Annotated in this window: 26 protein-coding genes; 10 read left to right on the top strand and 16 right to left on the bottom strand. The window is 70.2% G+C overall.

The features are described from left to right. The first annotated feature begins 60 nt into the window (after window positions 1-60). Both ACRDSQ_RS08020 and ACRDSQ_RS08015 read left to right on the top strand, forming a co-directional pair. On the top strand, window positions 61-666 hold the full coding sequence (locus tag ACRDSQ_RS08020) for an RNA polymerase sigma factor (protein WP_431420082.1): 606 nt from the start codon (window positions 61-63) through the stop codon (window positions 664-666). After that, window positions 663-1,148: a carboxypeptidase regulatory-like domain-containing protein gene (locus tag ACRDSQ_RS08015; protein ID WP_431420081.1), complete on the top strand. Its 486-nt coding sequence runs from the start codon at window positions 663-665 to the stop codon at window positions 1,146-1,148. Before ACRDSQ_RS08020 ends, ACRDSQ_RS08015 begins: the two co-directional genes overlap by 4 nt. A gap of 14 nt (window positions 1,149-1,162) precedes the next feature. On the opposite strand, the gene ACRDSQ_RS08010 is transcribed toward ACRDSQ_RS08015, so the two are convergent. From ACRDSQ_RS08010 to ACRDSQ_RS07970, 9 genes are all read right to left on the bottom strand, one after another. Further along, complete coding sequence (locus ACRDSQ_RS08010) at window positions 1,163-3,424, bottom strand: HelD family protein (protein ID WP_431420079.1); 2,262 nt, start codon at window positions 3,422-3,424, stop codon at window positions 1,163-1,165. 72 nt (window positions 3,425-3,496) lie between these two features. Further along, entirely contained in the window at window positions 3,497-4,630 is a 1,134-nt protein-coding gene (locus tag ACRDSQ_RS08005) for a CapA family protein (RefSeq protein WP_431420124.1), read from the bottom strand. 112 nt (window positions 4,631-4,742) lie between these two features. After that, a complete protein-coding gene (locus ACRDSQ_RS08000) occupies window positions 4,743-5,528 on the bottom strand; it encodes an SRPBCC family protein (protein ID WP_431420077.1) in 786 nt (261 codons plus the stop codon). A gap of 11 nt (window positions 5,529-5,539) precedes the next feature. Next, window positions 5,540-6,394, bottom strand: coding sequence for an FAD binding domain-containing protein (locus tag ACRDSQ_RS07995; protein ID WP_431420075.1), 855 nt, complete (start codon window positions 6,392-6,394; stop codon window positions 5,540-5,542). Then, a complete protein-coding gene (locus ACRDSQ_RS07990; RefSeq protein WP_431420073.1) occupies window positions 6,391-8,823 on the bottom strand; it encodes a xanthine dehydrogenase family protein molybdopterin-binding subunit in 2,433 nt (810 codons plus the stop codon). The genes ACRDSQ_RS07995 and ACRDSQ_RS07990 overlap by 4 nt, the downstream gene beginning before the upstream one ends. Further along, complete coding sequence (locus ACRDSQ_RS07985; RefSeq protein ID WP_431420072.1) at window positions 8,820-9,362, bottom strand: (2Fe-2S)-binding protein; 543 nt, start codon at window positions 9,360-9,362, stop codon at window positions 8,820-8,822. Before ACRDSQ_RS07985 ends, ACRDSQ_RS07990 begins: the two co-directional genes overlap by 4 nt. Before the next feature lie 171 nt (window positions 9,363-9,533). After that, entirely contained in the window at window positions 9,534-10,637 is a 1,104-nt protein-coding gene (locus ACRDSQ_RS07980) for an XdhC family protein (protein ID WP_431420071.1), read from the bottom strand. Then, window positions 10,630-11,715 carry a vWA domain-containing protein gene (locus ACRDSQ_RS07975; protein ID WP_431420070.1) on the bottom strand — a complete coding sequence of 362 codons (1,086 nt, stop codon included), beginning with the start codon at window positions 11,713-11,715 and terminating at the stop codon, window positions 10,630-10,632. The genes ACRDSQ_RS07980 and ACRDSQ_RS07975 overlap by 8 nt, the downstream gene beginning before the upstream one ends. A gap of 16 nt (window positions 11,716-11,731) precedes the next feature. Beyond that, the gene (locus ACRDSQ_RS07970) at window positions 11,732-12,031 is read right to left on the bottom strand and encodes a PadR family transcriptional regulator (RefSeq protein ID WP_431420068.1); all 300 of its coding nucleotides are present in this window, start codon (window positions 12,029-12,031) and stop codon (window positions 11,732-11,734) included. A gap of 247 nt (window positions 12,032-12,278) precedes the next feature. Between ACRDSQ_RS07970 and ACRDSQ_RS07965 the strand changes: the two genes are divergently transcribed. Next, a complete protein-coding gene (locus ACRDSQ_RS07965; protein WP_431420066.1) occupies window positions 12,279-16,166 on the top strand; it encodes a Pls/PosA family non-ribosomal peptide synthetase in 3,888 nt (1,295 codons plus the stop codon). Window positions 16,167-16,249: 83 nt separating this feature from the next. After that, complete coding sequence (locus tag ACRDSQ_RS07960) at window positions 16,250-17,581, top strand: M1 family metallopeptidase (RefSeq protein WP_431420065.1); 1,332 nt, start codon at window positions 16,250-16,252, stop codon at window positions 17,579-17,581. Window positions 17,582-17,692: 111 nt separating this feature from the next. On the opposite strand, the gene ACRDSQ_RS07955 is transcribed toward ACRDSQ_RS07960, so the two are convergent. Beyond that, on the bottom strand, window positions 17,693-18,565 hold the full coding sequence (locus ACRDSQ_RS07955) for an AAA family ATPase (RefSeq protein ID WP_431420064.1): 873 nt from the start codon (window positions 18,563-18,565) through the stop codon (window positions 17,693-17,695). Window positions 18,566-18,664: 99 nt separating this feature from the next. Here ACRDSQ_RS07955 and ACRDSQ_RS07950 point away from each other — a divergent pair, with 99 nt between their 5' ends. Both ACRDSQ_RS07950 and ACRDSQ_RS07945 read left to right on the top strand, forming a co-directional pair. Beyond that, window positions 18,665-18,886, top strand: a complete 222-nt coding sequence (locus ACRDSQ_RS07950) for a PspC domain-containing protein (RefSeq protein WP_431420063.1) — start codon at window positions 18,665-18,667, stop codon at window positions 18,884-18,886. Window positions 18,887-18,897: 11 nt separating this feature from the next. Beyond that, window positions 18,898-19,188 (top strand): hypothetical protein, encoded by a 291-nt coding sequence (locus tag ACRDSQ_RS07945; RefSeq protein ID WP_431420061.1) that lies wholly within the window; start codon window positions 18,898-18,900, stop codon window positions 19,186-19,188. Here ACRDSQ_RS07945 and ACRDSQ_RS07940 read toward each other — a convergent pair. Both ACRDSQ_RS07940 and ACRDSQ_RS07935 read right to left on the bottom strand, forming a co-directional pair. Then, the gene (locus tag ACRDSQ_RS07940) at window positions 19,168-19,881 is read right to left on the bottom strand and encodes an alpha/beta fold hydrolase (protein ID WP_431420059.1); all 714 of its coding nucleotides are present in this window, start codon (window positions 19,879-19,881) and stop codon (window positions 19,168-19,170) included. The genes ACRDSQ_RS07945 and ACRDSQ_RS07940 overlap by 21 nt on opposite strands. After that, complete coding sequence (locus tag ACRDSQ_RS07935) at window positions 19,878-20,171, bottom strand: DUF2516 family protein (RefSeq protein WP_431420057.1); 294 nt, start codon at window positions 20,169-20,171, stop codon at window positions 19,878-19,880. The genes ACRDSQ_RS07940 and ACRDSQ_RS07935 overlap by 4 nt, the downstream gene beginning before the upstream one ends. A gap of 171 nt (window positions 20,172-20,342) precedes the next feature. Between ACRDSQ_RS07935 and ACRDSQ_RS07930 the strand changes: the two genes are divergently transcribed. Beyond that, window positions 20,343-20,813, top strand: a complete 471-nt coding sequence (locus ACRDSQ_RS07930; protein ID WP_431420056.1) for a helix-turn-helix domain-containing protein — start codon at window positions 20,343-20,345, stop codon at window positions 20,811-20,813. Beyond that, entirely contained in the window at window positions 20,797-21,459 is a 663-nt protein-coding gene (locus ACRDSQ_RS07925; protein ID WP_431420055.1) for a hypothetical protein, read from the top strand. Before ACRDSQ_RS07930 ends, ACRDSQ_RS07925 begins: the two co-directional genes overlap by 17 nt. A gap of 65 nt (window positions 21,460-21,524) precedes the next feature. Here the strand turns inward: ACRDSQ_RS07925 and ACRDSQ_RS07920 are convergent, their stop codons facing one another. From ACRDSQ_RS07920 to ACRDSQ_RS07905, 4 genes are all read right to left on the bottom strand, one after another. Beyond that, complete coding sequence (locus tag ACRDSQ_RS07920) at window positions 21,525-22,046, bottom strand: type II toxin-antitoxin system RelE family toxin (protein WP_431420053.1); 522 nt, start codon at window positions 22,044-22,046, stop codon at window positions 21,525-21,527. A gap of 4 nt (window positions 22,047-22,050) precedes the next feature. Beyond that, entirely contained in the window at window positions 22,051-22,422 is a 372-nt protein-coding gene (locus ACRDSQ_RS07915) for a type II toxin-antitoxin system Phd/YefM family antitoxin (protein WP_431420052.1), read from the bottom strand. A 197-nt stretch (window positions 22,423-22,619) separates the two neighbouring features. Beyond that, window positions 22,620-23,234: an AAA family ATPase gene (locus ACRDSQ_RS07910; RefSeq protein WP_431420050.1), complete on the bottom strand. Its 615-nt coding sequence runs from the start codon at window positions 23,232-23,234 to the stop codon at window positions 22,620-22,622. A 5-nt stretch (window positions 23,235-23,239) separates the two neighbouring features. Then, window positions 23,240-23,587, bottom strand: coding sequence for a zf-TFIIB domain-containing protein (locus tag ACRDSQ_RS07905; protein WP_431420049.1), 348 nt, complete (start codon window positions 23,585-23,587; stop codon window positions 23,240-23,242). 124 nt (window positions 23,588-23,711) lie between these two features. On the opposite strand from ACRDSQ_RS07905, the gene ACRDSQ_RS07900 reads away from it, so the two are divergent. Both ACRDSQ_RS07900 and ACRDSQ_RS07895 read left to right on the top strand, forming a co-directional pair. Next, on the top strand, window positions 23,712-24,473 hold the full coding sequence (locus ACRDSQ_RS07900) for a 3-hydroxybutyrate dehydrogenase (protein ID WP_431420047.1): 762 nt from the start codon (window positions 23,712-23,714) through the stop codon (window positions 24,471-24,473). 55 nt (window positions 24,474-24,528) lie between these two features. Beyond that, entirely contained in the window at window positions 24,529-25,857 is a 1,329-nt protein-coding gene (locus ACRDSQ_RS07895; RefSeq protein ID WP_431420045.1) for an MFS transporter, read from the top strand. Window positions 25,858-25,923: the final 66 nt, after the last annotated feature.

The following is a 25,923-nucleotide window of genomic DNA, read 5'->3' as shown; positions in this document are numbered from 1 at the left end:
CGATGTAACCATTGGCACGAGAATGCACAACCCCGGCAGACGGAAGATGGGGTGGGAGCGGTGAGCGAGCTCCGCACGGTAGGGACCAATCCGCCCTGGGAAGGGCTGGAAGGGTCAGACCGGCATGCGGCCTGCATGATCGCGGCACGCAGCGGCAACAAGGGCGCGCTCGACGTGCTCGTGGCCGAGCTGACGCCATTGGTCTGGCATGTCGCACGCGGCACGGGCCTTGACCGGACCGCGGCAGAAGACGTCGTGCAGACGGTGTGGCTGGCGCTGCTGCGCCACGTCGACCGGCTCGCCGAACCCCGCGCCCTGGTGGGCTGGCTCATCACGACCGCACGCCGCGAGGCGAACCGGACCCGGCAGCGCGGGAACGGGCAGATCGAGCTGTCGCCGGAGATCGCCGAGCACGTGCTCAGCACCGAGCCGATGCCCGAGGCCGAAGTCCTGCGCGGTGAACGCGACCACAAGCTATGGGCCGCTTTCCGCAAACTCCCGCCGCGCTGCCAGGAGCTGCTGCGCCTGACCGTGCTGGCGGGCCGGGCCGAATACCGAGTGGTCGCCGATCGGATGGGGATGCCGCACGGCAGCATCGGCCCCACCCGCGGTCGGTGCCTGAGCTCGTTGCGCGACTTGTACGACAATGGGGACGGGGTCAAATGAGAACCAAAGACGAGTACGAGATGGAACCGGCCGAGCGGGACTTCTGGCTGGCCCAAGTCGCCCATCTGGTAGATGACCTCGACCCGGTGCCCGTCGGCCTCGTCGCGCGGGCCCAGTTCGCCATCGCCATCGAGGACATCGACGCCGAGGTCGAACTGGAGGCCGCGCGCTGGGCCGACCAGCGGCCGCTGGTCGGCGTGCGCAGCGGGGCGCCGGGGACGATCACGTTCTTCGTCGGCGACCTCACCGTCATGGTCAACGTGACCCGCACCGGTGAGCGTCAGCGCATCGACGGCTGGCTTGTGCCGGCGGGCGAGCATGGTGTCGAGGTCCGGGTCGCCGACCACGGGTCGACGGCGACGACCGCGGATGTGGGCGGCCGGTTCGTGCTGACTGAGGTGCCGCGTGGGACCACGCAGATCCTTGTCCGGATGAACGGCGGCAAGCCGCGCACAGTGGTCACCCCGACCGTCGTCCTGTGATGGCTTGAGCTCGCCTATGGCAGCTTGGCCAGGGATGGCGGCAGCGCGTCGGCGTGGATCACGCCGACCTGCTGGGTTGCCCTGGTCAGGGCGACATAGAGGTCGTTGAGGCCGCGCGGGGATTCCGCGACCACCCTCGCGGGTTCGACCAGCAGCACCGAGTCGAACTCCAGACCCTTGGACTGCCGGACGGTCAGCACGACGACCTTGTTCTCCAGGTCGGGCTGGTCGCCCACCGCCGCGTCCGGGACCGAGACCACCACGGCCGCGCCGATGCCGGCGACCAGGGACTCGGGGGCGAGGACGGCCAGCGTGCCAGGGCAGGCGTTCTCGGCGGCCAGTCGCGCCACCAGTCCCGGTATGTCGCTCGCCCGCGCCCTTCGCGTCCACGGTGGGACCCCGGTCTCGCGGACCGAGCGGGGCGGCTCGACGTCGGCGGCCAGCTCGGCGAGGACGTCGGCGGCGACCGCCATGACCTCCGCGGGCGTGCGGTAGTTCACCGTCAGCTCGGCCAGCCGCCAGCGGTCCTCGACGTACGGGGCCAGGGTGTCGGACCAGGAGTCGGCACCCGCCAGGTCGCCGGTCTGGGCGACGTCGCCGACCAGGGTCATCGACCGCGACGGGCAGCGGCGCATGAGGACCCGCCAGGCCATGGCGGAGAGTTCCTGGGCCTCATCGACGATCACGTGGCCGAACGTCCAGCTGCGGTCCGCGGCGGCGCGCTCGGCGGCGGTGCGGTGGTCCTCGCCGTCGTGGCGGGCGGCGAGTCGGCCCGCGTCGATGAGGTCGTAGGCGGTGAGGATGTCGGGGTCGGCATCGTCCTCCAGCTGCAGGATGTCGAGGACGCCCTGGGCGTAGTCCTGTTCCTCGCGTCGGCGGCGGGCGGCCTCGGCCCGTTCGGCGGCGTCGTCCACGCCGAGGAGTTCGGCGGCCTCGTCGAGCAGGGCGGCGTCGGCGGCGGTCCAGCCGAGACGGGGTTCGCGAAGCAGCAGCTCACGCTCGGGGATGTCGGGCATCGCCACGGCGAGTCGGTCGGGGCTCGCGTAGAGGTCGGACAGGAACCGCTGAGGGCTCAGCTGGGGCCACAGCTGGTCGATCGCGTCCTGGACGGCCTGCTCCTCACCCAATTCGCGGCGGATGTCGGCAAGGTCGGCCTCGTCGAGGAACTCGGCGCCGAGCCGCTCGGCCTCCTGGCGGGCCAGCGCGGCGACGATCTCGCCCGCGAAGATCGGACGGGCCTCGTTGTGGGTTCGGCGGGAGCGTCTTGCGCGGGTACGTGCGGCGGCGACCGTGTCGCGGTCGAGGATCAACTCTTCACGCTCGACGATCAGGACCATGGGCTCGTCGGGCAGTTCCTGCCGGTCTTTGACAGCTCGGCGCAGCGCGTCGACCATCGCGAGGCGGCCCTTGATCTCGCCCGCCGCGGCGGGCTCGGGGCGGGTGCCGTTCTCGCCGGGGTAGAGCTCGCCCACGGTCTGGAGCAGCACGCCGGTCTCACCGAGCGACGGGAGCACCTGGCCGATGTAGCGCAGGAAGGTCGCGTTGGGGCCGATGATCAGCACGCCGCGGCGGGAGAGCTGCTCGCGGAAGGTGTAGAGCAGGTACGCGGCGCGGTGCAAGGCCACCGCGGTCTTGCCGGTGCCCGGACCGCCTTGGACGACGAGGACGCCGTTGAGGCCGGAGCGGATGATCTCGTCCTGCTCGGCCTGGATCGTCTCGACGATGTCGCCCATCCGGCCGGTGCGGCTCGCATTGAGGGCGGAGAGGAGGGCGACCTCGCCGGTCACGCCCTCGTGGACGTGCTGCTCGCCCGCGCCGAGGTCGAGGACCTCGTCGTCGACGCCGGTGACCTTGCGGCGGCTGGTCCGGATGTGGCGGCGCCTGCGCACGCCGTCCGGGGAGGCGGCGGTGGCCAGGTAGAACGGCCGGGCGGCGGGGGCGCGCCAATCGAGCAGGAGCGGCTCATAATCGTCTTCTTCGTCGAAAAGACCGATCCGGCCGATATAGCTGCGGCTTTGATCGGAGAAGTCGAGCCTGCCGAAACACAGGCCGTTCTCGACGGCGTTGTAATGCGCCAGCCGCTCACCGTAATGAACGGTGGCGGCGTCGCGCTGGGTCATTGCCTGCGGGTTGCTGCTGGTCTCGCACAGGGTCTTGGCCAGGCGAGTGTCCGCGTCATCGCGGAGATCGTCGAGGTGCGCGTAGAGCAGGGAAACGTATTCCTGCTCACCGTCGATCTCGGTTGACAAACGTCCTCCACTTGCCATATAATTCATTTCATCGGCGCCCCATTGGGCGTCATTTTTTGTACGAAGGTCAAATATAGCGCACGGAAAGCGCGGGCGATTTCAGCCGCCGGGTCGGGCCAATCCGTCCGTGGCAGCGTCCCGGCTCAGGACGACACCGTCGGTCCGCTTGAGAGCCTGTTCCTTGCGCGCGGCCGATACCTCGGTGTCGCTGGTGAGGTCGCGCAGCCGGATCGGCGGGCCGAGGTCGACCAGCGTGGGCAGGTACTCCGCCTTGTCGACAGTCCAGCCTTGGCCCGACTTCACGAAGCGGAACCGCGCGAGGACGCCTTCCTCGGTGGTCCCCTTGGGCTCCTCGTGCTTGGCCACCTGGTTGCCGAGCCCGTAGGTGACCCACTTGCCGTTGATCCGCTCGAACGGCTGCACCACGTGCGCGTGGTGGCCGATGATCACGTCGATCGACGGGTCGCCGAGGAGCCGCTGGGCGATCTTGCGCTGGTCGGCCGTCGGCTCATGCTTGCCCTCGATGCCCCAGTGGATGCTCGCGACGACCACCTCGGCGCCCGCGTCCCTGGCCCGCTTCGCCTCGGCGATGACCGCCGCCGGGTCGAGCAGGTTGGCCATCCAGGGCGTGGGGCGGGACGTGCCCTTGTTGAAGGCGAAGGTGTAGGAGACGAAGCCGACCTTGACCCCGGCGACGTCCCGGACCAGCGGTTTCGCCGCCTCGGCGGCCGAGCGGGCCGACCCGGTGTGCTGGATCTTGGCGTCGCCGAGCGCGTCGAGCGTGTTGGCGACCCCCTCGGCGCCCTGGTCCATGGTGTGGTTCGAGGCGGTCGAGCAGACGTCGAAACCGCTGTCGGCCAGACCGGTGGCGACCTCGGGCGGGGCGTAGAAGGTCGGGTAGCCCTTGAATGGTCCCTTTGCGGTGGCGATGGGGACTTCGAGGTGGCACAGGGCGAGGTCGGCCTGCTCAAGGACCGGCTTGATCCCAGCGAAGAGCGGCGCGTAGTCGCGCTTGCCGTTGCCGTCCTCGGTGGCCTGCTCGGTGAGGGCGGGGTGGATGAGCACATCGCCGCCGGCGATCAGGGTGAAGGAGTCCGCCGGAGCGGCGGATGTCGGTGTTTGGAGCGAAGAGGAGGGGACGGAGGCCGCGGAGGGGACCGGTGCGACCTCGGTGCAGCCCGCGGCGGCGGTCAGCAGGACACAACTGACCACACCAGCGTTGACTCGGCTCATGCGCACGGTCGGCACGGTACTGGACCTGCGGTCGCGCTGGACGATGCCGGTCCTTGGTCGATGCCCGTGCGGTTGGGTCGGCCAGGCGGGAGGTGTGCCTGCCCTACCGTGGTCATCGTCTGCGGCGGAGGATCACCACCAGAGCCGCCACCACCGCGGCGAGCAGGGCGGGGAACAGGCGTTTCTTCAAGGAGTGGCTCGCGATCTCCATGAGGTCGATGGGTTCGGCCTCGAACTCCGGGACCGCGCGGAGGACACGGGACGGGGTTGGCTGGGTCGGGATGCCCGGGATCTCTTGTCGCTCGTCGGTCGTGACGGGAGCCGAGGAAGCGGTCCGGGCGGCGGTGGGACCGGGCGAGTCGGCGGATCGCGTGGGTGTATCCGGTGGGTTGCCGGCCGGTGGTGACCGCCGTGCGGTCGACGCCGCGGCGGTTGTGTCGGCACTGGGCGCGGTGTCCGGGGCGAGCTTCGTCGCCAGGCAGTCGGCGAAGGTGTTGAGGATCTTGGCGCCTACCTCGGAGATCAGGCCGCGGCCGAACTGGGCGGGTTTGCCGGTGATGGCGAGGTCGGTGCGGACTTCGCCTTCGGTGTTTGAGCCGTTGTCGATGAGGGTGACGGTGACCGTCGCGGTGGCGGTGCCGTTGCCTCTTGAGTCCTTTCCGGATGCCTTGATGGTGGCCCGGTGGGTGTCCTCATCGGTCTCGACGAACTCGCCGGAGCCCTTGTACAGCAACGAGATCGGGCCCACCTTCACCTTCACCGTCCCGGTGAAGGTGGTGCCCGAGTACTCGGTGAGGGTGGCGCCTGGCAGGCACGGCGCCACCCGTTCCGGGTCCATGAGGGCGGCCCAGACGGTGTCTATGTCGGCTGGGACCGTGAACCGGTGCTCCAACTGCACGGGACTTCCTCCTAGACGCCCGCTGCGGCGGTCAGGGCACGCGACGTCAGGACGCGGGCCAGGTGTTGGCGGTAGGCGGGGTCCGCGTTGCCGTCGGTGGTGGGTGAGGTGCCTTCGGCGGCGTGTTCGGCGGCGGCCTTGATGGTTTCGGCGGTGGCCGGTTTGCCGATCAAGGCGTCCTCGACGGCGGTGGCGCGGATCGGGACCGACGCCATGTTGGTCAAGGCGACGCGCGCTTCGGCGATCTTGCCCGCGTCGGCGCGGACCGTGGCGGCGACGCCGACGATGGACCAGGCCTGGGCGACGCGTTGGAACTTCTCGTAGTGGGCGGTCCAGCCGGTGTGTTTCGGGACGTGGACCTCGATGAGGATCTCCGCCTGGTGCAGGGCGGTGGTGAAGAAGTCGACGAAGAAGTCGGCGGCCGACACCGTGCGCCGACCGTCCATTCCGGACACGATGAACCGCGCGTCGAGGGCCAGCGCGGGGGCGAGCAGGTCCCCGGCCGGGTCGGCGTGGGCCAGTGAGCCGCCGAAGGTGCCGCGGTGGCGGACCTGCGGGTCGGCGACCGTGTCCGTCGCGAGCTTGATCAGCTCGGCGTGCTCGGCCACCAGCGGATCGCTCTGGATGTCGTAGTGGGTGGTCATCGCGCCGATCACGATGTGGTCGCCGCCGTCGCGGACACCACGCATCTCCGGGATCCGGCCGAGGTCGATGAGCTTGGTCGGCGCGGCCAGGCGCATGCGCAGGACGGGCAGCAGGCTCTGGCCACCCGCGATGACCTTGGCCTCGTCGCCCGCCTCGGCCAGGGCGCGCACCGCACTGTCGACCGTGGTGGGTGCGACATAGTCGAAAGCCGCCGGGATCATCGCGAGCCTCCAGCCGTGTCGATCGAGCCGAGTCCGCCGCCCGCTTCACCGCGGATGCCGCTCTCGGCCGTGGACGCGCCCTGGATCGCCGACCAGACGCGCATGGGGGTGCAGGGCATCGGGATGTCGCGGACACCCAGGTGCCGGACGGCGTCGATCACAGCGTTGACCACCGCCGGTGTCGACGCGATGGTGCCCGCCTCGCCGACTCCCTTGACACCCAAGGCGTTCGTCGTCGACGGGCTCACCGTGCGGTCGGTGACGAACGCCGGAAGGTCGGCCGCGGACGGGACCAGGTAGTCGGCGAACGTGCCGGTGGTGAGGGTTCCGGTCTCGTCGTGGATGGCCTCCTCGTACAAGGCCTGCGCCAGGCCTTGGGCGAGACCGCCGTGGACCTGGCCGTCGACGATCATCGGGTTGATCACCTTGCCGATGTCGTCCACGCACACGTACTTGCGGATCTTCACGAGCCCGGTCTCGGTGTCGACCTCGGTGGCGCACAGGTGGGTGCCATGCGGGAAGGAGAAGTTCTCCGGGTCGAACGTGGCCTCGGCGTCGAGGGAGGGCTCGATGCCGTCGGGCAGGTCGTGGCCCGCGAACACGGCGAGCGCGACATCGGTGATTCCGGTGGACTTGTCGGTCCCGCGGACGGTGAACTGGCCGCCGGCGAACTCGAGGTCGTCCTCGGCGCACTCCATCATGTGCGCGGCGATCTTGCGGGCCTTCGCGATCACCTTCTCCCCCGCCTTGAGCACGGCCATCGCGCCGACAGTCAGCGAGCGGGAGCCGTAGGTGTCCATCCCCCTGGCCGAGATCTGGGTGTCGCCGTGCAGGACCTCGATGTCGTCGAACGGGACGCCGAGCTGGTCGGCCACGATCTGGCTCCACGCCGTCTCGTGGCCTTGGCCGTGCGGCGAGGAACCGGTGACGACCTCGACCTTGCCGCTAGGCAGCATGCGGATGGCCGCGTGTTCCCAACCGCCCGCCGCGTAGGCCAGCGCGCCGAGGACCCGCGATGGCGCGAGGCCGCACATCTCGGTGAACGTCGACGTGCCGATGCCGAGTTGGACCACATCGCCGCGCCGGCGCCGTTCCCGCTGTTCGGCACGCAGGCCGTCGTAGTCGAAGAGTTCCTTCGCGCGGGCGGTCGCCGCCTCGTAGTCGCCCGAGTCGTATGTCATCCCGGCGACGGTGGTGAAGGGGAACTCGTCCTTCTTGATCCAGTTCTTCTCACGCAGCTCGATCGGGTCCAGGTCGAGTTCGGCGGCAAGTTCGTCCATCAGGCGTTCGATGGCGAAGGTCGCCTCCGGCCTGCCCGCGCCGCGGTAGGCATCGGTGGGGGTCTTGTTCGTGAAGACGTTCGTGCACGCGAACCGGTAGGCCGGGATCTTGTAGATCGCGTTGAACATGAACGCGCCCAGGATCGGCACGCCCGGCGTGACCAGGCGCAGATAGGCGCCCATGTCGGCCAGGAGTTCGACCTTGAGGCCGGTCACCGTGCCGTCGCGGCGGGCGGCGAGGGTGAGCTTCTGGATCTGGTCGCGGCCGTGGTGGCCCGAGACCAGCGACTCCGAGCGGGACTCGGTCCACTTCACCGGTTTGCCCAGCCGCTTGGCGGCGAGCAGGCAGACGACCTCTTCCGGCGTGACCTGGAGCTTGCCGCCGAAGCCGCCGCCGACGTCGGGCGCGATCACGCGGATCTTGTGTTCGGGCGTGTTCGTGGTCAGCGCGAGCATCAGCCGCAGGATGTGCGGGATCTGCGTCGAGGACCACATCGTGAGCTGCTCGCCGGTCGGGTCGACCATGACCGAGCGCGGCTCCATGAACGACGGGATCAGCCGCTGCTGGCGGAAGGTCCGCTCGATCAGCACCTCCGCGTCCGCGATGGCCTCCTCGACGTCGGACCCGGTGCCCGCCTCGGCCGAGTCGAACACCCACAGCGCGGACTTGTTGGTGCCCAGGTCGGGGTGCACGAGGTCGGTGTCGTCGATGGCGGTGGCCATGTCGAGGACCACGGGCAGCTCGTCGTAGTCGACGTCGATGACCTCCAGCGCGTCGTGCGCCTCGGCCTTGCCGCGGGCGATCACCACGGCGATCGCCTCACCGGCGAAGTTGACCGTGTCGATCGCGAGGGACGGAGCGGGCGGGGCCTTCATGTCCTCGGTGATCGGCCACGCGCACGGAAGGCTGCCCTGTTCCTCCGCGAGGTCCGCGCCGGTCAGGATCGCGATGACCCCCGGCTTGGCCTTCGCCGCGGAGGTATCGATTGACGCGATCCGCGCGTGGGCGGAGGTGCTGCGCAGGAAGGCCACATGCAGCAGCCCGGGCAGCGCCAGGTTGTCGGTCCACCGGGTGCGGCCGGTGATCAGGCGGGCGTCCTCCTTGCGGAGCCGGGACCGGCCGACCTCCGGTTCGACTGTCGCGGTCATCGCTCGCCCCCGGAGACCTGGCTCTTCGTGCGGCTGACGTGCGGTTCGGAGACCCGCTCCACCTCGGGTCCGGCGCCCGGCCGCATCTGGTGCGCGGCGTCGCGGACTGCCTTGACGATGTTCTGGTATCCGGTGCAGCGGCACAGGTTTCCCTCAAGGCCGTGGCGGACGGCGGCCTCGTCGGGGTCGGGGTTGTCGGCGAGGAGGTCGATCGACTGCATGATCATTCCGGGTGTGCAGAACCCGCACTGCAGCGCGTGGTTGTCATGGAAGGCCTGCTGGACCGGGTGGAGCTTGCCGTCGCGGGCCAGCCCTTCGATGGTGGTGACCTCGCTGCCGTGGGCCTGGACGGCGAGAACGGAGCAGGACTTCACGCTGTGGCCGTCCAAGTGGACGGTGCAGGAGCCGCAGTTGCTGGTGTCGCAGCCGACAACGGTGCCGACCTTGCCGAGCTTGTCGCGCAGGTAGTGCACGAGCAGCTGGCGGGGCTCGACGTCGTCGGCGTACTCGATGCCGTCGACGGTGACGGTGATGCGCATCGTGCCTCCAAGCGAACACGCCCGCTGGGGCTGGGCTGGCGGAGAACGGACCGAACCCAGGTGTGCGTGACTGGGCTCACATCCGAGCGTGCCCCTCTTCAGTCGCCGTCACAACCCCACCCGCCCCGGCTGTGGACAACTCCGGGCGGTGTCACCGGATCGAGCGGCCCGCTAGTGGATGCGGCCGGACAGTTCGGCGAGGCGCCTGCCCTGCCTGCCCCAGCGCAGCGCGATGATCTCCGCCGCGATCGAGACCGCGGTTTCCTCCGGGGTGCGGGCGCCCAGGTCGAGGCCGATCGGGGAGGACAGCGCGGACAGCTCGCTCTCGGTGAGACCCGCTTCGCGTAGCCGGGCCAGGCGGTCGTCGTGGGTGCGGCGTGAGCCCATGGCGCCGACGTAGGCGAGCTTGCCGCGCAAAGCGACCTCCAGCACCGGCACGTCGAACTTCGGGTCGTGCGTCAGCACCGTGACAACCGTCCGCGAGTCCACTCTGCCCGCGGCCAGTTCCGCCGCGAGGTAGCGGTGTGGCCAGTCGACGACCACTTCGTGCGCGCCCGGGAAGCGGGTCGTCGTGGCGAAGACCGGGCGGGCGTCGCAGACGGTCACGCGGTAGCCGAGGTACGTGCCGAGCCGGGCCATCGCGGCGGCGAAGTCGATCGCGCCGAAGACGAGCATCCGGGGCGGCGGCTCGAACGAGTTCACGAACACGCTCAGTCCCTCGCCGCGCCGTTCGCCGTCGGTGCCGTAGACCAGGGTGCCGCTGCGACCGCCGGCGAGCAGCCCGCGCGCGTCGTCGGCTATCGCGTCATCGATACGCGGGGACCCCGTAGAGCCCTCTACGCGATCCGGCCAGACCACGATGCGCGCGCCGACCAGAGTCGGGTGAGCCACGATGGTCGCCACCGCCACCGGCACCTCGGCGTGGACCGACTCGGCCAGCGCGGGCAGCTCCGGGAAGCTGTCGCGGTCGATCCGCTCGACGTAGATGTCGATGATCCCGCCGCAGGTCAGCCCGACCGCGAAGGCGTCGTCGTCGCTGACCCCGTAGCGCTGCAGCACCGGCTGCCCGGTCTCGAGCACCTCGCGGCCGACCTCGTAGACCGCGCCCTCGACACACCCGCCGGACACGCTGCCGGTCACCGTGCCGTCGGTGGCGACCATCATCGACGCCCCGGCCGAGCGCGGCGCCGAGGAGAACGTGGCCACGACGGTCCCGACCGCCACCGCCTCACCGGCTTCGTAGCGACGCATGACCTCGTCGAGCACGTCACGCACGGCGCACCTCCTGGAGCAAACGGTCCAATGTGGCCAGGCTATGTCCCGCGAGCAACCGGTGGACATGGGGCAGGGCGACAGCGATCCCGGACTGCACCGGCTGGTACGCGTCCGCGCCCGCGTGTGGGTTCACCCAGAACACCCGGTGCGCGAGCCTGCCCAGCCGCGCCATCTGCTCGCCGAGCAGCCGCGGGTCGCCGCGCTCCCAGCCGTCGGAGAACAGGACGACGACCGCTTGGCGGGCGACACCGCGCTGTCCCCAACGGTCCAGGAACGCTCGAAGGGTCTCGCCGAGGCGGGTGCCGCCCGCGAAGTCCGGGACGGCCCGCGCGGCCGCGGCCAGCGCGAACTCCGGGTCGCGCTGGCGGAGCTGCCGGGTGAGGCGGGTCAGCCGGGTGCCGAGGGTGAACACCTCCACCGGGGACCGCCGGGCCATCGCGTGGGCGAAGCGCAGCAGAGCGTCCGCGTAGGGCGACATCGAGCCCGAGACGTCGATCAGCAGGACGATCCGGCGCGGGCGGCTGCGCCTGCGTTCGCGGGCGAGGCGCACGGTCTCCCCACCGGCGGCCCGCATCGCGCGAAGCGTGCGGTGGCTGTCGATCGAGCCGCGCCGGTCGGGCTTTTTGCGCAGCGCCCGGCGAAGCGGCGGGTCGGGCCGCAGCAGGGCGATGAGTTCACGCAGGTGGGCGCGTTCCGCGGCGGTCAACTCGGACACGTCGCGGTGGCGCAGGACCTCGGCGTCGCTCGCCATCCGGTCGGTGTCTCGGGCCTCCGAGGAGGAACCCGCTCCTAAATCACCCAACGGGCTCAGACGACTGCGGCGGATCGCGGGTGGGCCCGCCGAACGTGGGCGCGGGGTGGCCCCGGTGAACCAGGCGTGGAACGCGGCGTCGTAGCGGGGGAGGTCGTCGGGCTCGCCGCACAAGGTGACTCGGCCCGCCCAGTAGAGCTGCCCGACCCGCGCGGCGTCGATCTCGGCGACCGCGTCGAGGTAGGCCCGGACCCGGCCGGGACCGCAGGCCACGCCTGCCTCGCGCACCGCGGCGGCGAAGCCGACCAGCCCCGGGAGTGGGTCCACCCGCCCAGTCTGCGCCTCAGGCGACCTCGGCGGCGAGGCCGGTGAGGACGTCGCGGCAGTCGGCGAGCACCTTCTTGCCGCGCTTGGTGGTGCGGTAGAGCCGCACGCGCCTGCCGTCGGCGACCTCGCCGCGCGACTTGAGCAGGCCCGCTTCCTGCATGCGGTGCAGCAGCGGATAGAGCGTGCCGGGCGAGACCCGGTAGCCGTGGTTGGTCAGTTCGGCGGTCAGCCAGGCGCCGTGCACCTCGTCGTTGGCGGCGTACTGCAGCACGCGCAGCCGCAGCGCGCCGTTCTTGAAGTCCCGGACCACATCCATCGGTCCACGATATCGCATCTCGATATCGAGATCCGACTTTTTGGTGATCTGCTTCAGCAGCAACCTGATAAGCATTGAAATCGCAATCCGATATCAGAACCCGAGTACTAAATCACTGCCACGACAGTGTGAAACCCGACACGCGAAGGGGTCAAGAACGCGCCGAAAGATGGTCACCCCGCGTAAAGTACCCAGGTCACAGCCTCGGCGAAAGGTGGAAGATGCGTCCGTCCAAGCGGTGCGAGAAATGACGCTGGCCGACCACTCCCCACCCATGCACTACCCGACAGACCTCCTCGCCGACGCCGCCGTCCGCGGGCTGGCCGTGTTCCGCGCGGGCCCCGAGAGCGCACCGCGGACCCTCCTCGACGTCCTCCACGCGACCGCCGCGCCGCACCCGGACGCCCACGCGCTCGACGACGGCACCATTGTCCTGACTTACCGCGAGTTGCTCGCGGAGGTCGACACGCTGCGCCGCTCCCTCAACGACGCCGGTGTCGGCGTCGGCGACCGGGTCGGCGTGCGCGTCCCGTCGGGCTCCGTCGACCTCTACGTCTCGATCCTGGGCGTCCTCGCCGCGGGCGCCGCCTACGTCCCGGTCGACTTCGACGACCCGCAGGAGCGTGCCGACCTGGTCTTTACCGAGGCCGATGTCGCCGCCGTGCTCGGCGAGGGCCGCGCCTTGACCCCGCGCGGAGCACCGTTGGGCCACCTCGGCACACCGTCGCCCGACGACGACGCCTGGATCATCTTCACCTCAGGGTCGACGGGGAAGCCGAAGGGCGTCGCCGTCAGCCACCGGTCGGCCGCCGCGTTCGTCGACGCCGAGGCCGACCTGTTCCTGCCCGACGAGCCGATCGGCCCGGACGACCGGGTGCTGGCAGGCCTGTCGGTCGCGTTCGACGCTTCCTGCGAGGAGATGTGGCTGGCCTGGCGCAACGGCGCCTGCCTGGTCGCCGCGCCCCGTGCACTCGTGCGCACCGGCGTCGACCTGGGGCCGTGGCTGGTCGAGCGCGAGATCACCGTGGTCTCCACCGTCCCCACGCTCGCCGCGCTCTGGCCGTCCGACGCGCTCGACGACGTCCGGCTGCTGATCTTCGGCGGCGAGGCCTGCCCGCCCGAGCTGGCCGAGCGCCTCGCGGTGCCGGGCCGCGAGGTCTGGAACACCTACGGCCCGACCGAGGCGACCGTGGTGGCCTGCGGCGCTCGGATGACCGGCGACGGTCCCGTGCGGATCGGGCTGCCGCTCGACGGCTGGGAGCTGGCCGTGGTCGACGCCGACGGCGAACTGGTGCCGATGGGCGGGTCCGGCGAGCTGGTCATCGGGGGCGCGGGCCTGGCCCGGTACCTCGACCCGGTCAAAGACCAGGAGAAGTTCGCGCCGCTTCCCGCGCTGTCGTGGTCGCGCGCGTACCGCAGCGGCGACTTGGTGAAGGCCGAGCCGGAAGGCCTGCTGTTCCTGGGCCGGGCCGACGAGCAGATCAAACTCGGCGGCAGGCGCATCGAGCTGGGCGAGGTCGACGCGGCGCTGCAGGCGCTGGCCGGGGTCGCCGGGGCCGCTGCCGCCGTGCGCACCACGAAGGCGGGCAACCAGCTGCTCGTCGGCTACGTCGTGGCGGGTGAGGAGTTCGACCAGGGCACCGCCGTGGAGCGGCTGCGCACCGCGCTGCCCGCCGCCCTCGTGCCGTTGCTCGCGAAGGTCGACACGCTGCCCACGCGCACGTCCGGCAAGGTCGACCGGGCGGCGCTGCCCTGGCCGCTGCCCGCGCTCGACACCACCGCGGTCGACGTGCAGGCGATGTCGCCGACGCAGGCCTGGCTCGCCGGGCTGTGGACCGAGCTGTTGGGCATCGGTGTCGGCGATCCGGAGGCCGACTTCTTCGCCCATGGCGGCGGCAGCCTGTCCGCCGCGCGACTGGTCTCCCGGATTCGGGAGGCGTACCCGACGATCTCGGTCTCGGACGTCTACCAGCACTCGACGCTGTCCTCGCTCGCGAAGCTGATCGACGCCACCGCGGGCACCGTTCGCAGCGACCGTACGGTGGCGCCAACGCCACGAAAAGCGCAGGTCATCCAGGTTCTCGCGACAATCCCGATGCTTTCCGTGGTCGGCGCGCGCTGGGTGGTCACGCTCGCCGCGCTGAACAACCTCATCCAGCTCCCCTGGGCGCCGACGGTCTCGTGGTGGCTGGTTTTCGCGGGGTGGCTGGTGTTCCTCAGCCCATGGGGCCGGATGGCGATCGCCGCCGGAACCGCGCGGACGTTGCTGCGTGGCGTGCGGCCGGGCCGCTACCCCCGCGGGGGCGGCGTGCACCTGCGGCTGTGGGCGGCCGAGCGCATGGTCGAGCTGAGCGGCGCGACCAACCTGGCGGGCGCCCCCTGGATGACCCACTACGCGCGCGCTCTGGGCGCACGCATCGGTGAGGACGTCGACCTGCACTCGCTGCCGCCGGTCACCGGCCTGCTCAAGCTCGGGCGCGGCGCGGCGGTCGAGCCGGAGGTCGACCTGTCCGGGCACTGGCTCGACGGCGACGTCCTGCACATCGGCCGCATCCGGATCGACGCGGACGCCACGGTGGGCTCGCGCAGCACGCTGTTCCCCGGTGCGCGGGTCGGTAAGCGCGCCGACGTGGCACCCGGTTCCGGTGTGCAGGGGTCGGTGCCGACCGGTCAGCAGTGGTCCGGGTCGCCCGCGAGCCGCACGGGCAAGGCGTCGCATCGCGCGAACCGCCCGCCACGACGGAAGCGCTGGGTCGCCGCCTACGCGGTCGCGTCGTTCGCGTTGAGCCTGCTGCCGGTGCTCGCCGCGGCGCCCGCGTTGCTGATCCTCGCGTCGTTCGTATCCGGCACGCCCACCCTCGGCGCGGCGCTCGGGCAGGCGCTGCTCGCGGTCGCCCCCGCGACGGTGTCCTGGCTGGTGGCCTACGCGCTGCTGATCCTGGTGTCGGTGCGGGCGCTGAGCATCGGCCTGCGCGAGGGCCGCCACCCGGTGCACAGCCGGATCGCGTGGCAGGCCTGGGCGACCGAGCGGCTGATGGGGATCGCGCGCGTCGGCCTCTATCCGCTCTACGCGAGCCAGCTGACCCCGGTCTGGCTGCGCGCGCTGGGCATGAAGGTCGGCCGGGGTGTCGAGGCGTCCACGGTGCTGGCGCTGCCCAGCCTGACCACGGTCGACGACGGCGCGTTCCTGGCCGACGACACCATGATCGGGTCCTACGAACTCGGCGGCGGCCGGCTGCGGATCGCGCACGCGCGGGTTGGGAAGCGCGCGTTCCTGGGCAACTCCGGCATGACGGCGCCCGGGCGCAAGGTGCCCAAACGCGGCTTGGTCGGCGTGCTGTCGTCGACGCCGAAGAAGGCCAAGGCGGGTTCGTCGTACCTGGGCATGCCGCCGATGAGGCTGCCGCGCACGGTCGAGGCGGGCGACGAGAGCACGACCTTCGACCCGCCGACCCGGTTGAAGATCGCGCGGGGTCTTGTCGAGCTGTGCCGGATCGTGCCGGTGATGGCGTCGCCGGCGCTCGCGGTGCTGGTCGCGGCCGGGTTCGAGGCGCTCGCGGCTTCGATGGGATTCGGTGTCGCGCTGGCGCTGAGCGGGGTGCTGCTCTTCGGGGCGGGGATTGCCGCGTGTGCTGTCGCGGTGGCGGCGAAGTGGATCCTCGTGGGCCGGTTCACCGCGATCGAGCGGCCGCTGTGGAGCGGGTTCGTGTGGCGCGACGAGCTGGCGGACACGTTCGTGGAGATGCTCGCCGTGCCGTGGTTCGCCACCTCCGCGCAGGGCACGCCGCTGCTGACCCTGTGGCTGCGCGGGCTGGGCGCGAAGGTCGGCCGGGGCGCCTGGGTCGAGACGTACTGGCTGCCGGAGTACGACCTGGTCCGCATCGGCGACGGCGCCACGGTCAACCGGGGCTGCGTGCTGCAGACCCACCTGTTCCACGACCGGATCATGAGCATGTCCGCGGTGGCCGTCGGCGACGGCGGCACGATCGGCCCGCACGGCATCGTCCTGCCCGGCGCGTCGATCGGAGACCAGGCCACCGTGGGTCCCGCGTCGCTGGTCATGCGGGGTGAGTCGGTGCCGGACGGGACTCGCTGGCTGGGCAACCCGATCTCGGCGTGGCCCGGCTGCTGTTGAATGGGGCTAGTGAGCGAGCTTGCGAGCGAATCATCGACACAGTGCCTTCGCGAGTGGAGCCACCGAACCTGTGAGGTGGCCGCATGAGCGCCAAGGCTGATCCGGCTCGCGCCGGGGAGCCCGGCGCCACGACGTCGGCCGACGCCTATCTCCCGCAGCACGGAAACGGCGGCTACCGGGTCACGCACTATGACCTCGAACTGGACTACCGGGTCGGTCCGGGCAGGCTCGACGGGCTGGCCCGGCTGACGCTGGCCCCGACGCACGCGCTGACCCGGTTCAGCCTCGACTTCGGCAAGCTGCGCGTCATCAAGGTCACCGTCGGGGGCAAGGCCGCCCGGTACGCTCAGCGCGGGTCGAAGCTGCACGTCACGCCCGCCAAGGCGCTGCCCGCCCTGAGCCCGGTGGCCGTGGAGGTGCGCTACGTCGGCGCACCCGAGCCGGTCCCGACCGTGTGGGGCGAGTTGGGCTGGGACTACCTCGACGACGGGGTGATCGTCGCGAGCCAGCCGATCGGGTCGCCGTCGTGGTTCCCGTGCAACGACCGCCCGAGCGACAAGGCGACGTACCGGATCGCGGTGACCGTGGCGTCGCCGTACCAGGTGGTGGCGAACGGGGTGCTGGAGTCGCGGCGGACGTCGGCGTCGACGACCACATGGGTCTACCGGTTGGCGCAGCCGACTTCGGCGTACCTGATCAGCGTCCAGATCGGCCGGTACGTGCTCAGCGGCGCCGGAACCGTCCACGCGGCGGTGCCCGCCCGGCTGATGGTGCCGTTCCAGTACGACTTCGGCAGGCAGCCGAAGATGCTGGCCGAATTCAGCGAGATGTTCGGGCCGTACCCGTTCGACCGCTACGGCGTGGTGGTCGTGGACGCGGAGCTGGACGCGCCGGTGGAGGCGCAGGCGCTGTCGATCTTCGGCTCGAACCACGTCGACGGCAAGCGCGGCTCGGAGAACCTGGTGGCGCACGAGCTTGCGCACCAGTGGTTCGGCAACAGCCTCACGGTCGCCGAGTGGCGGCACATCTGGCTCAACGAGGGGTTCGCGACGTATGCGGAGTGGCTGTGGACGGAGGTGTCCGGCGGTGACAGTGCCGACACCCATGCGCGGCGGTCCTGGCGGGAAACCGTTACGCAGCCACAAGATCTGCGGCTCGCCGATCCGGGCGCGCAGAGAATCTTCGACGACCGCGTGTACGCACGCGGCGCCATGACGCTGCACGCGCTGCGGCTTCGCTTGGGAGACGGCGCTTTCTTCGCGCTGCTCCGTGAGTGGACGTCCACGCACGAGCACGGCGTGGTGACCACGGAGGCGTTCACAGCGATGGCGCAGCGGCACACGCCGTGGCCGCTCACCGAGCTGTTCGCCCGATGGCTCTTCGACACCGCTTTGCCGCCGCTGCCGAGTAAGTAGCGGAGCCGCCTCACCGAGCGGCTCCGCTCCACATCCCGTTCGACGCCGCCACTCGTCGTCCGGGCCGGTCTGGGTCAATGGTGCGCCGGCGGGGCCGCGAAAGCGACCGATTTAGGACGACAGCAGCGCGTCGAGCCCGGCGGCGACGACTCGGTCGGCGTCCTCGCGGTACTTGAGGACCGCGCCGAGGGTGGCGGCCGCGCTCGCGGCGTCGAGTTCCGTGCGGTTCAGCGCGAGCAGCGCCTGCGCCCAGTCGATCGACTCCGCCACCCCAGGCGGTTTCAGCAGCTCCGCCGACCGCAGTTTCCGCACCGCCGAGGCGACCTGTGTGGACAGACGCTCGCCGATACCCGGCACCCGGCGGCGCAGGATGGCGACCTCGCGGGCCAGATCCGGGTGTTCGAGCCAGTGGTAAAGGCACCGCCGCTTCAGCGCGTCGTGTACCTCACGGGTGCGGTTGGAGGTCAGGATCACCAGGGGCGCAACGGAAGCGCGGATCTCGCCGAGTTCGGGGATGGTGACGGCGTTCTCGCTGAGGACCTCCAACAGGAACGCCTCGAACTCGTCGTCGGCCCGGTCGACCTCGTCCACCAGGAGCACGCACGGCGCCTCCTCCAACGCCCGCAGCAGCGGCCGGGCGAGCAGGAAACGGCGGCTGTACAGGGATTTCTCCGCCTCGTCGGGGTCGAGTCGACCCGGCGACGCGGCCTCCAGGGCGCGCAGGTGCAGGAGCTGGCGGGGGAAGTCCCAGTCGTAGAGGGCCTGGGTGGCGTCGATGCCCTCGTGGCACTGCAGGCGGATCAGCTCGACGCCCAGCGCCTCGGCGAGGGCGGTGGCCAGCGACGTCTTGCCGGTGCCGGGCTCGCCTTCGCAGAACAGCGGGCGGCCCATCCGCATGGCGAGGAACGCGGCGGTGGCCACACCCTCGTCGGCCAGGTAGCCGACACGGTCGAGCGCGGCGGCGACGTCACGCGGCTGCTCCATCCAGCCACAGTATCCGCGCGGGCACCCGGGGACACCCCGAGAGGAAAACCAGGGTCGTTCCCCGATGTCCGGGCGGCCGCGGTCGCGCAACCTTGAGGTATGACGAACTACAGCGATGGAGACACCAAGACCACCCGCACCCTGCGCCGCAGCCGGACCGACAAGATGCTGGCGGGCGTGTGCGGCGGTATCGCCAAGACGCTCGGGATCGACGCCGCGCTGGTGCGGATCGGTCTCGTCGTGGCGACGATCCTCGGATTCGGCACCGGTGTGCTGATCTACCTGGCCTGCTGGATCCTGATGCCGGAGGAAACCGCCTAAGATCTTGAGGGGTGACCGATCGGACGGGAACCGCCAAAGCACTGGTCCTGATCGCCTCCGGGGTGCTGTTCGCGGCGGCCGGGGTGGTGTGTTTCCTGGTCGCGCTCTTCGCACCCAGGCTGCGCGGCTGGCCGTACTCGGGGGCTGTCGCGTTCATGGTGATCACGGTGCTGACCGTGGCCCTGGCGATCTTCCTGACGCTGCGGGGGCGGACCCCTCAGCGGGTGGTCCTCGGCGGCTGCGCGACGCTGCTGATCGGGGCCGCCATCGCGGTGGGGACGCTACTGGTGCTGATCACCTAGGAAGCCGGTCAGCAACGTGCGGACCTCCTTGCGGTGCGTGAGCAGCGGATACGCCGACGGCAGCACTTCCAGCCGGGAGTCCGGGAAGGCCTCGGCGGCTTCGTGGGCGACTTCGACGGGGTGCAGCGGGTCGTGTTCGGCCGCGATGACCAGGACTTTCGCCCGGACGTCACGCAGGGCGTCCGGGTCCGGCACCGGCACCTGCGTCGCGACGGCGCGCAGGGCGGGGCCCAGTCGCATGAGGGCGTCAGTGCGGTCTTCGAGGTAGGAGCCCGCGGCGGGGAGGACGCCGATGAGTTCGCGCAGGCGGGCACGGTCCCCGGTGTCGACGGCGGCGGCCATGGCCTCAACCAGGTGCGCGTTCGTGCGCGCGCGGGACAAGGCGGCGGGGAACATCAGAACGAGCCGGTCGAATCGATCGGGCTCGGTGCTCACCAGCGCGCACAGCGCGGCCGCGCCGAGCGAGACGCCGACGGCCTGAGACGCGGCGGTCTGACCGATGTCCTTGGCCAGCGTCGGGTAATGCCAGTAGTCGGGGGTCGGGTCGGGGGCGTCGGCGTGACCGGGCAGGGTCAGCACGATTCGCGTGCCCGGCAGGCCGGACGCGGGGATGCGCGCCTCGCCCGCGGTGGCGCCGAGGCCGGGAACGATCAGGGTGACCGGATCACCGGACCCGTAGGCCCGGCGGATCACCAGCGTGGGCCGCGCTGGACCTCGATGAGCTTGGGGCGCACGTCCACCAGGTACACGAGCGCGGCGACCAGGCCTGCCATCCAGAAGATCCAGCCTCTGCCCGCGAAACTGAACAGCAGCAGCGCGACCGTGGACGCGGCCGTGATGCCGACCCAGGCCACCTTGGTCATGCGGTCGGCGGCGGAATAGGCGTCCGGCCGCTGCATCAGCGCGTGGACGAGCGCGAACACACCGACGGGGACGGCGGCCCAGTCGATGACTCGCAAGATCCAAAGAGCGGTCTCCGGCACAGCCCCAGCCTACGTGCGAAACCGGGTCGTCCACCACATGCCCGGCTTGTTAGCGCTTCCCGCCAGTTGGGTAACCAGGAGTTGTGACAGACCGCACCAATCGGTTGCAAGCAGAGTGCTTGCAACTGCTAGCGGTAGCGCGTAGCGTTGGAGCTGTCACAAGGAGGCTGGATGGACGAGGTCGGAACCGGCGAGGCCAGGGCGATCGACAAGGTCGCCGACCTCGGACGCGACATCGGTGAATACATCAAGCACCAGCGCAATTCGGCGAAGATCTCGCTGCGGCAGCTCTCGAAGCTCGCTGGTGTGTCCAACCCGTACCTCAGCCAGATCGAACGTGGTCTGCGCAAGCCCAGTGCCGAGATCTTGCAGCAGATAGCCAAGGGGCTTCGGATCTCCGCCGAAGCGCTCTACGTCCAGGCGGGGATCCTCGATCTCCCGGCGGGCGGCCCCGTGGTCGACGCCGTGCGGGCAGCCGACGAGCTGACCGAGCGGCAGAAGCAAGTTTTGCTTGACATCTATGAGACTTTCCGGCGCGAGAACGCCAACCAGTCCACAGTGGAGGGGTCTGATGTGGACGACGAAACCCTCAAGACGGACCCCACCTCCCAAGGAGTGAATCCGCATGACCAAGAGCACTGACGTCCGCAAGGCAGGCGAGCAGGCCGCCGCCGCGGTGAACACCGCCGTCGAACAGGTCCGCACCCCGCTGCTGGCCGCCCTGGGCGCCGGTGACCTGGCTGCCAAGGCCGTCGCCGACGCGGTGAACAGGGCCAAGGTGCGTGCCGAGTCCACCAAGACCGCCGCCGCCGACCTCCCGACCGAGCTCTCGGGCCTGCGCGAGAAGCTCGACCCCGCCGAGCTTCGCAAGCTGGTCGATGAGTACACCGAGGCCGCGGTGAAGCTGTACCAGAAGCTGGCCGACCAGGGCGAGGACGCGCTGGACAAGATCAAGGCGCAGCCGCAGGTCAAGAAGGTCGTCGAGCAGCTCGAGGAGGCCATCGAGGCCGCCCAGCAGCGTGCGGGCGACGCGGCGGGCGACGCCCGCGCCCTGGCCGAGGACATCCTGGCCAAGGTGACCCGCAAGACCCGCTCGGTCGGCGAGAAGACCGCCGTGCGCACCCAGAAGGTCGCCGCCGAGGTCGCGGAGGCCATCGAGGAGGCCGGTGACGAGGCCGCTTCCGAGGTCCGCAGCACGACCCGCAGCGTGGCGAACAAGACGGCGCCGGCCCGCAAGCCGGCGACCCGCAAGACCACCACGGCTTCCACCACGAAGACCACCAAGTAAATCCCCCGACGGCGAGGCCCCGGTTCGAGAAATCGAACCGGGGCCTTGACGTCTGTGCTGGTTGGTCAGTCGCGGGGTGAGGTCATGAACGTCTCCCAGAGGTCGACTGCCTGTTCGAGATCGAGAGCGGCGACCCGCTCCGCTGGAATCCCGGCCGAGTGGACAAGTCTGTGCGCGAGCCAGTCCGGCACCGGCTCACTTTCCCGGACCTCTTCCACAGCCACGTCTCCGACCAGCCTGCCCAGCCTGGTGATCACATCGGCAAGGCGGGCAAAGGCAGGATTCTTGTGCGCGACATCCGCGACTCTCGCAGTCGCCTCCGCGTAGACCTCGGCGTCGGATCTCGCACCGACACACCACACCTCGCACACCTCGACCACCCCGGCGTCGTCTATGCGATAGACGACGCGCCAGTGGTTCCGGCCGACGACAAGCTTGCGAAAACCGGTCAGCTTGCCGCCCAGCGGCTGTCCGGCCGCGGGGTTGTCGAACAGGATTTGGATTTTCTTGAGCACCCTGGGTGCCACATCGGGACCGAGCCGACGCAGGTCATCGATGGCCGAATCGGTGAAGACGACGTCTGACATTCGATCAGTCGTCGTCTTCGATCGCGGTGAGGGATTCCCGCGTGTGCCCGAAAGCCGCCAACACGTTGTCGAAGGATGTGCGGCGCCCACTGTCGGTGGCCGAGCGGGCCAGCACGAGTGCCAAATCGCGAAGGTCCTCGGCCGCGTCCTCGATCTCAGCGAGGCGATCGACACTGACAAGGGCTGCCACGCGGCGGTGATGACGGGTGACCACCAGGGCCTCACCGTGCTCGGCGTCCGCGACGAGGCCGGCGACACCACGTCTGCTGGCCTCGGTCACGGTGATCTCGCGTGCGTGTTTCAAAACGGCCATGACAAAACTATACAGAAATCCGCACAGATTATCGGCCGTGTCGTCCCAGAAACCCCCACCCACCACTGGGGGGCTGCCCTTGGCCAGTCTATCGGCAGCCAAGGGGTAGAGGCAGAGGTGCGCGCGGGCTGTGGATAACGAGTACCCACCTGTGGATAACCCGAGAGATGATGTTGACAACCTGGCGGAAGCTGTGGGCAACCAGGGACTTTGGCTGTGCACAGCTCCAGCCGCCGTTGTGGACAACTGTGGATAACTCGTCAGGGGAGGCGGGCCAGGAGCCAGTCCGCGACGGCCTTGGTGGTCTCTTCGACGGTGGCCGTGGTGGTGTCCAGGAGGTCCATCGGCGGCGACGTGGTCGCCGCGTTCTTCTTGATCCAGCTGTTGAAGTCGAGCATGTCGGTGATGCGTTGCTCGTTGTCCCAGCCGCGCCAGGGCGGGCGGGCTCGCAAACGTTTGCTGAGGACGTCGTCGTCGGCTACCAGGGACAGGTAGTGGATCTCCGAGAACAGGACGCGCTCTGGGCGGTGTTCCAGTTGTGGGGGTGCGACGGTTCCGCACAGCACCACCGGGCGGCCGCTCTGGTGGATGGTGGCCGCCATGCGCAGCCAGATTCGGCGGAACGACGCGTAGTCGTCGTCCGGCTCGTGAAGGGCGTCGATCCACAGGAGGTCCTGCTCGAGCACGACCGCGCGGTCGCCGAGCAGTTTCGTCAGACCCCGGCAGACCGTGGACTTGCCCGTCCCGCTCGGTCCGGTCACGGCGAACATCGGGAGCCGCCGGAACGGCTCCCGATGCCCACATCGCGCGCAGACGAGGACGTCGTCTTCGACCACCGGTGCGTCGGCCCACTCACCGCAGGCAGCGCAGATCATCGGGTTCAGTCGAAAAGCTCCTCGAGGAAGCTCTTGCGCTTCTTCTTGTAGTGGCCGCCGTAGCCTGCGTGGCCGTACCCGGGAGGCGAGTCCCGGTAGCCGGGAGGCGAGTCCCGGTAACCGCCGTGCTGCTGCACGGGCGGCGGGTAGTGCTGTGCGGGCGGCACATGCGGGGCAGGCGCACCCTGGTAAGGCGGCGGGGCCGCAGCCGTCGTGTATCGCTGCTCGGCACCGACGATCTGCTCAAGCTCGCCGCGGTCCAGGAAGATCCCGCGGCAGCCGTCGCACTGGTCGATGTGGATGCCGAGACGATCCACCGTACGCATCGCGTTCTGACACTTCGGACAAATCACGTCGCCAGCCTACGCAAAGTTGCATGCCACTGTCCGCATAGCTTGATCAGACACCCGAACGTGCCGCTTTGTGGCCTGCCCGCACATGGTTCCGGCCCGCCCGCCGAACCTAACGTCGACGCCCATGAGCAGTGATCCCCTTCACACCCTCGATGGTCGCTCCGCGCTGGTCACCGGCGGGGCGAGCGGGATCGGCCGGGCGTGCGCGCGGGTGCTGGCGGCGGCGGGCGCGAAGGTGCACGTCGTCGACCGGGACCTGCCGGGCGCCGAACTGGTCGCCGCCGAGGTCGGCGGCTGGGCGCACGGGGTGGACCTGTCCGACCCCGACGCACTCGACACCCTGCCCACCGACGTCGACGTGTTGGTCAACAACGCCGGGCTGCAGCACGTGGCCGCCCTGCACGAGTTCCCACCGCGGCGGTTCGACCTGATCCAGCGGGTCATGGTGACCGCGCCGTTCCTGCTGATCCGCCGGTCCCTGCCGCACATGCACGCCCGCGGCTGGGGCCGGATCGTCAACATCTCCAGCGTCCACGGCCTGCGGGCCAGCGCGTTCAAGTCCGCCTACGTCGCGGCGAAACACGGGCTGGAGGGGCTCTCGAAGGTCGCCGCCATCGAGGGCGCCCCGCACGGCGTGACCAGCAACTGCGTCAGCCCCGGCTACGTCCGGACCCCGCTGGTGCAGAACCAGATCGACGCCCAGGCCCGCGAACACGGGATCGGCGCCGACGAGGTGGTCGAGCGGGTGCTGCTCGACCGCGCGCCGGTCAAGCGGCTGATCGAGCCCGAGGACGTGGCCGAACTCGTGCTCTGGCTCTGCGGACCGCACTCGGGCCACCTGACCGGGGCCTCGGTCCCGGTCGACGGCGGCTGGACCGCGACGTGAGCCGACCTGATCCCCGCAGTCCCATCCCCCAGTCTCCCGGAAAGAGGTGACTCCCTTGGCATCCGACAAGTCGTTCGTGCGCATCGTGAGCGCGAGCCTGATCGGCACGACTATCGAGTGGTACGACTTCTTCCTCTACACGTCCGCCGCCGCGCTGGTGTTCAACAAGCTGTTCTTCCCCAACACCGACCCGCTGACCGGCACGCTGCTGGCGTTCCTCACCTACGCCATCGGGTTCCTCGCCCGGCCCATCGGCGGGCTGGTGTTCGGCCACTTCGGCGACAAGATCGGCCGCAAACAGTTGCTGGTGGTGAGCCTGCTGCTGATGGGCGGCTCGACGTTCGCGATGGGTCTGTTGCCCACCTACGCCGCCATCGGGGTGGGTGCGCCGATCCTGCTGACGCTGCTGCGGCTGATCCAGGGTTTCGCGCTGGGCGGCGAGTGGGGCGGCGCGGTGCTGATCGTGTCCGAGCACGGCGACGACAAGCGGCGCGGGTTCTGGGCGTCGTGGCCGCAGTGCGGCGCCCCGGGCGGAAACCTGCTGGCCACAGCGGTTCTCGCGGTGCTCGCGGCGGTGCAGACCGACGAGGCGTTCATGTCCTACGGCTGGCGCATCCCGTTCCTGCTCTCCGGTGTCCTCGTGGTGATCGGCCTGTGGATCAGGCTCACCGTCACCGAGTCGCCGGTGTTCCTGGCCGCGCAGGCGAAGGCGGCGGAGCGCGAGGAGAAGCACGTTCCCGTGGTCGAGGTGTTCCGCGGCCACTGGCGCCGCGTGCTGATCGCGATCGGGGCGCGGATGGCGGAGAACGTGTCGTATTACGTGATCACCGCGTTCATCCTGGTTTACGTCACCACCGGTCTGGGCATGGCCAAGGGCGTCGGACTCAACGCGGTGCTGGTCGGGTCGGCCGTGCACTTCGTGTCGATCCCGTTGTGGGGGGCGCTTTCCGACCGGATCGGCCGCAGGCCGGTGTACCTGATCGGCGCGGTGAGCATGGCGGTGTGGAGCTTCGCGTTCTTCGCGCTGCTGGACACCAAGTCCCCCGCGACCATCATCCTGGCCGCCACCGTGGGCCTGGTGCTGCACGGCGCGATGTACGGGCCGCAGGCCGCGTTCTTCGCCGAGCAGTTCCCGACGCACGTGCGCTACACGGGGATGTCGGTCGGCAGCCAGTTGTCCTCGATCGCCGCGGGAGCCGTCGCCCCGCTGATCGCGGTCGCGCTGTTCCGGGAGTACAAGAGCACCATTCCGGTGTCGCTGTACGTGGTCACGATGTGCGTGATCACCACGATCGCGGTCCTCGCGGCCCGCGAGTCCAAGGGCGAGTCGCTGGGTGAGCGGGCCGGGAGCACGGCCCGCGAGCCGGTTCCGAGCGCGTCCTGACCAGCCCCGGGGCCATCCGCCACCACGGGTGGCCCCGGGGTTTCCACCTGGGGATTGCGTGAGGTG

This window comes from Actinokineospora sp., from assembly GCF_050699995.1.
Classification (GTDB): Bacteria; Actinomycetota; Actinomycetes; order Mycobacteriales; family Pseudonocardiaceae; genus Actinokineospora.
Note: the sequence above shows the minus strand (reverse complement) of the source record. Positions and strands in the feature narration are given on the sequence as shown.

What these genes read in the sequence shown, in the direction of transcription:
- ACRDSQ_RS07970 (WP_431420068.1), bottom strand. Translation starts at nt 12,031, where the DNA reads ATGGATGTGGTCCGGGACTTCAAGAACGGCGCGCTGCGGCTGCGCGTG.
- ACRDSQ_RS08010 (WP_431420079.1), bottom strand. Translation starts at nt 3,424, where the DNA reads ATGAATTATATGGCAAGTGGAGGACGTTTGTCAACCGAGATCGACGGT.
- ACRDSQ_RS07950 (WP_431420063.1), top strand. Translation starts at nt 18,665, where the DNA reads ATGACGAACTACAGCGATGGAGACACCAAGACCACCCGCACCCTGCGC.
- ACRDSQ_RS07920 (WP_431420053.1), bottom strand. Translation starts at nt 22,046, where the DNA reads ATGTCAGACGTCGTCTTCACCGATTCGGCCATCGATGACCTGCGTCGG.
- ACRDSQ_RS08005 (WP_431420124.1), bottom strand. Translation starts at nt 4,630, where the DNA reads ATGAGCCGAGTCAACGCTGGTGTGGTCAGTTGTGTCCTGCTGACCGCC.
- ACRDSQ_RS07985 (WP_431420072.1), bottom strand. Translation starts at nt 9,362, where the DNA reads ATGCGCATCACCGTCACCGTCGACGGCATCGAGTACGCCGACGACGTC.
- ACRDSQ_RS07960 (WP_431420065.1), top strand. Translation starts at nt 16,250, where the DNA reads ATGAGCGCCAAGGCTGATCCGGCTCGCGCCGGGGAGCCCGGCGCCACG.
- ACRDSQ_RS07930 (WP_431420056.1), top strand. Translation starts at nt 20,343, where the DNA reads ATGGACGAGGTCGGAACCGGCGAGGCCAGGGCGATCGACAAGGTCGCC.
- ACRDSQ_RS07900 (WP_431420047.1), top strand. Translation starts at nt 23,712, where the DNA reads ATGAGCAGTGATCCCCTTCACACCCTCGATGGTCGCTCCGCGCTGGTC.
- ACRDSQ_RS07990 (WP_431420073.1), bottom strand. Translation starts at nt 8,823, where the DNA reads ATGACCGCGACAGTCGAACCGGAGGTCGGCCGGTCCCGGCTCCGCAAG.
- ACRDSQ_RS07955 (WP_431420064.1), bottom strand. Translation starts at nt 18,565, where the DNA reads ATGGAGCAGCCGCGTGACGTCGCCGCCGCGCTCGACCGTGTCGGCTAC.
- ACRDSQ_RS07925 (WP_431420055.1), top strand. Translation starts at nt 20,797, where the DNA reads ATGACCAAGAGCACTGACGTCCGCAAGGCAGGCGAGCAGGCCGCCGCC.
- ACRDSQ_RS08015 (WP_431420081.1), top strand. Translation starts at nt 663, where the DNA reads ATGAGAACCAAAGACGAGTACGAGATGGAACCGGCCGAGCGGGACTTC.
- ACRDSQ_RS07910 (WP_431420050.1), bottom strand. Translation starts at nt 23,234, where the DNA reads ATGATCTGCGCTGCCTGCGGTGAGTGGGCCGACGCACCGGTGGTCGAA.
- ACRDSQ_RS07995 (WP_431420075.1), bottom strand. Translation starts at nt 6,394, where the DNA reads ATGATCCCGGCGGCTTTCGACTATGTCGCACCCACCACGGTCGACAGT.
- ACRDSQ_RS07965 (WP_431420066.1), top strand. Translation starts at nt 12,279, where the DNA reads ATGACGCTGGCCGACCACTCCCCACCCATGCACTACCCGACAGACCTC.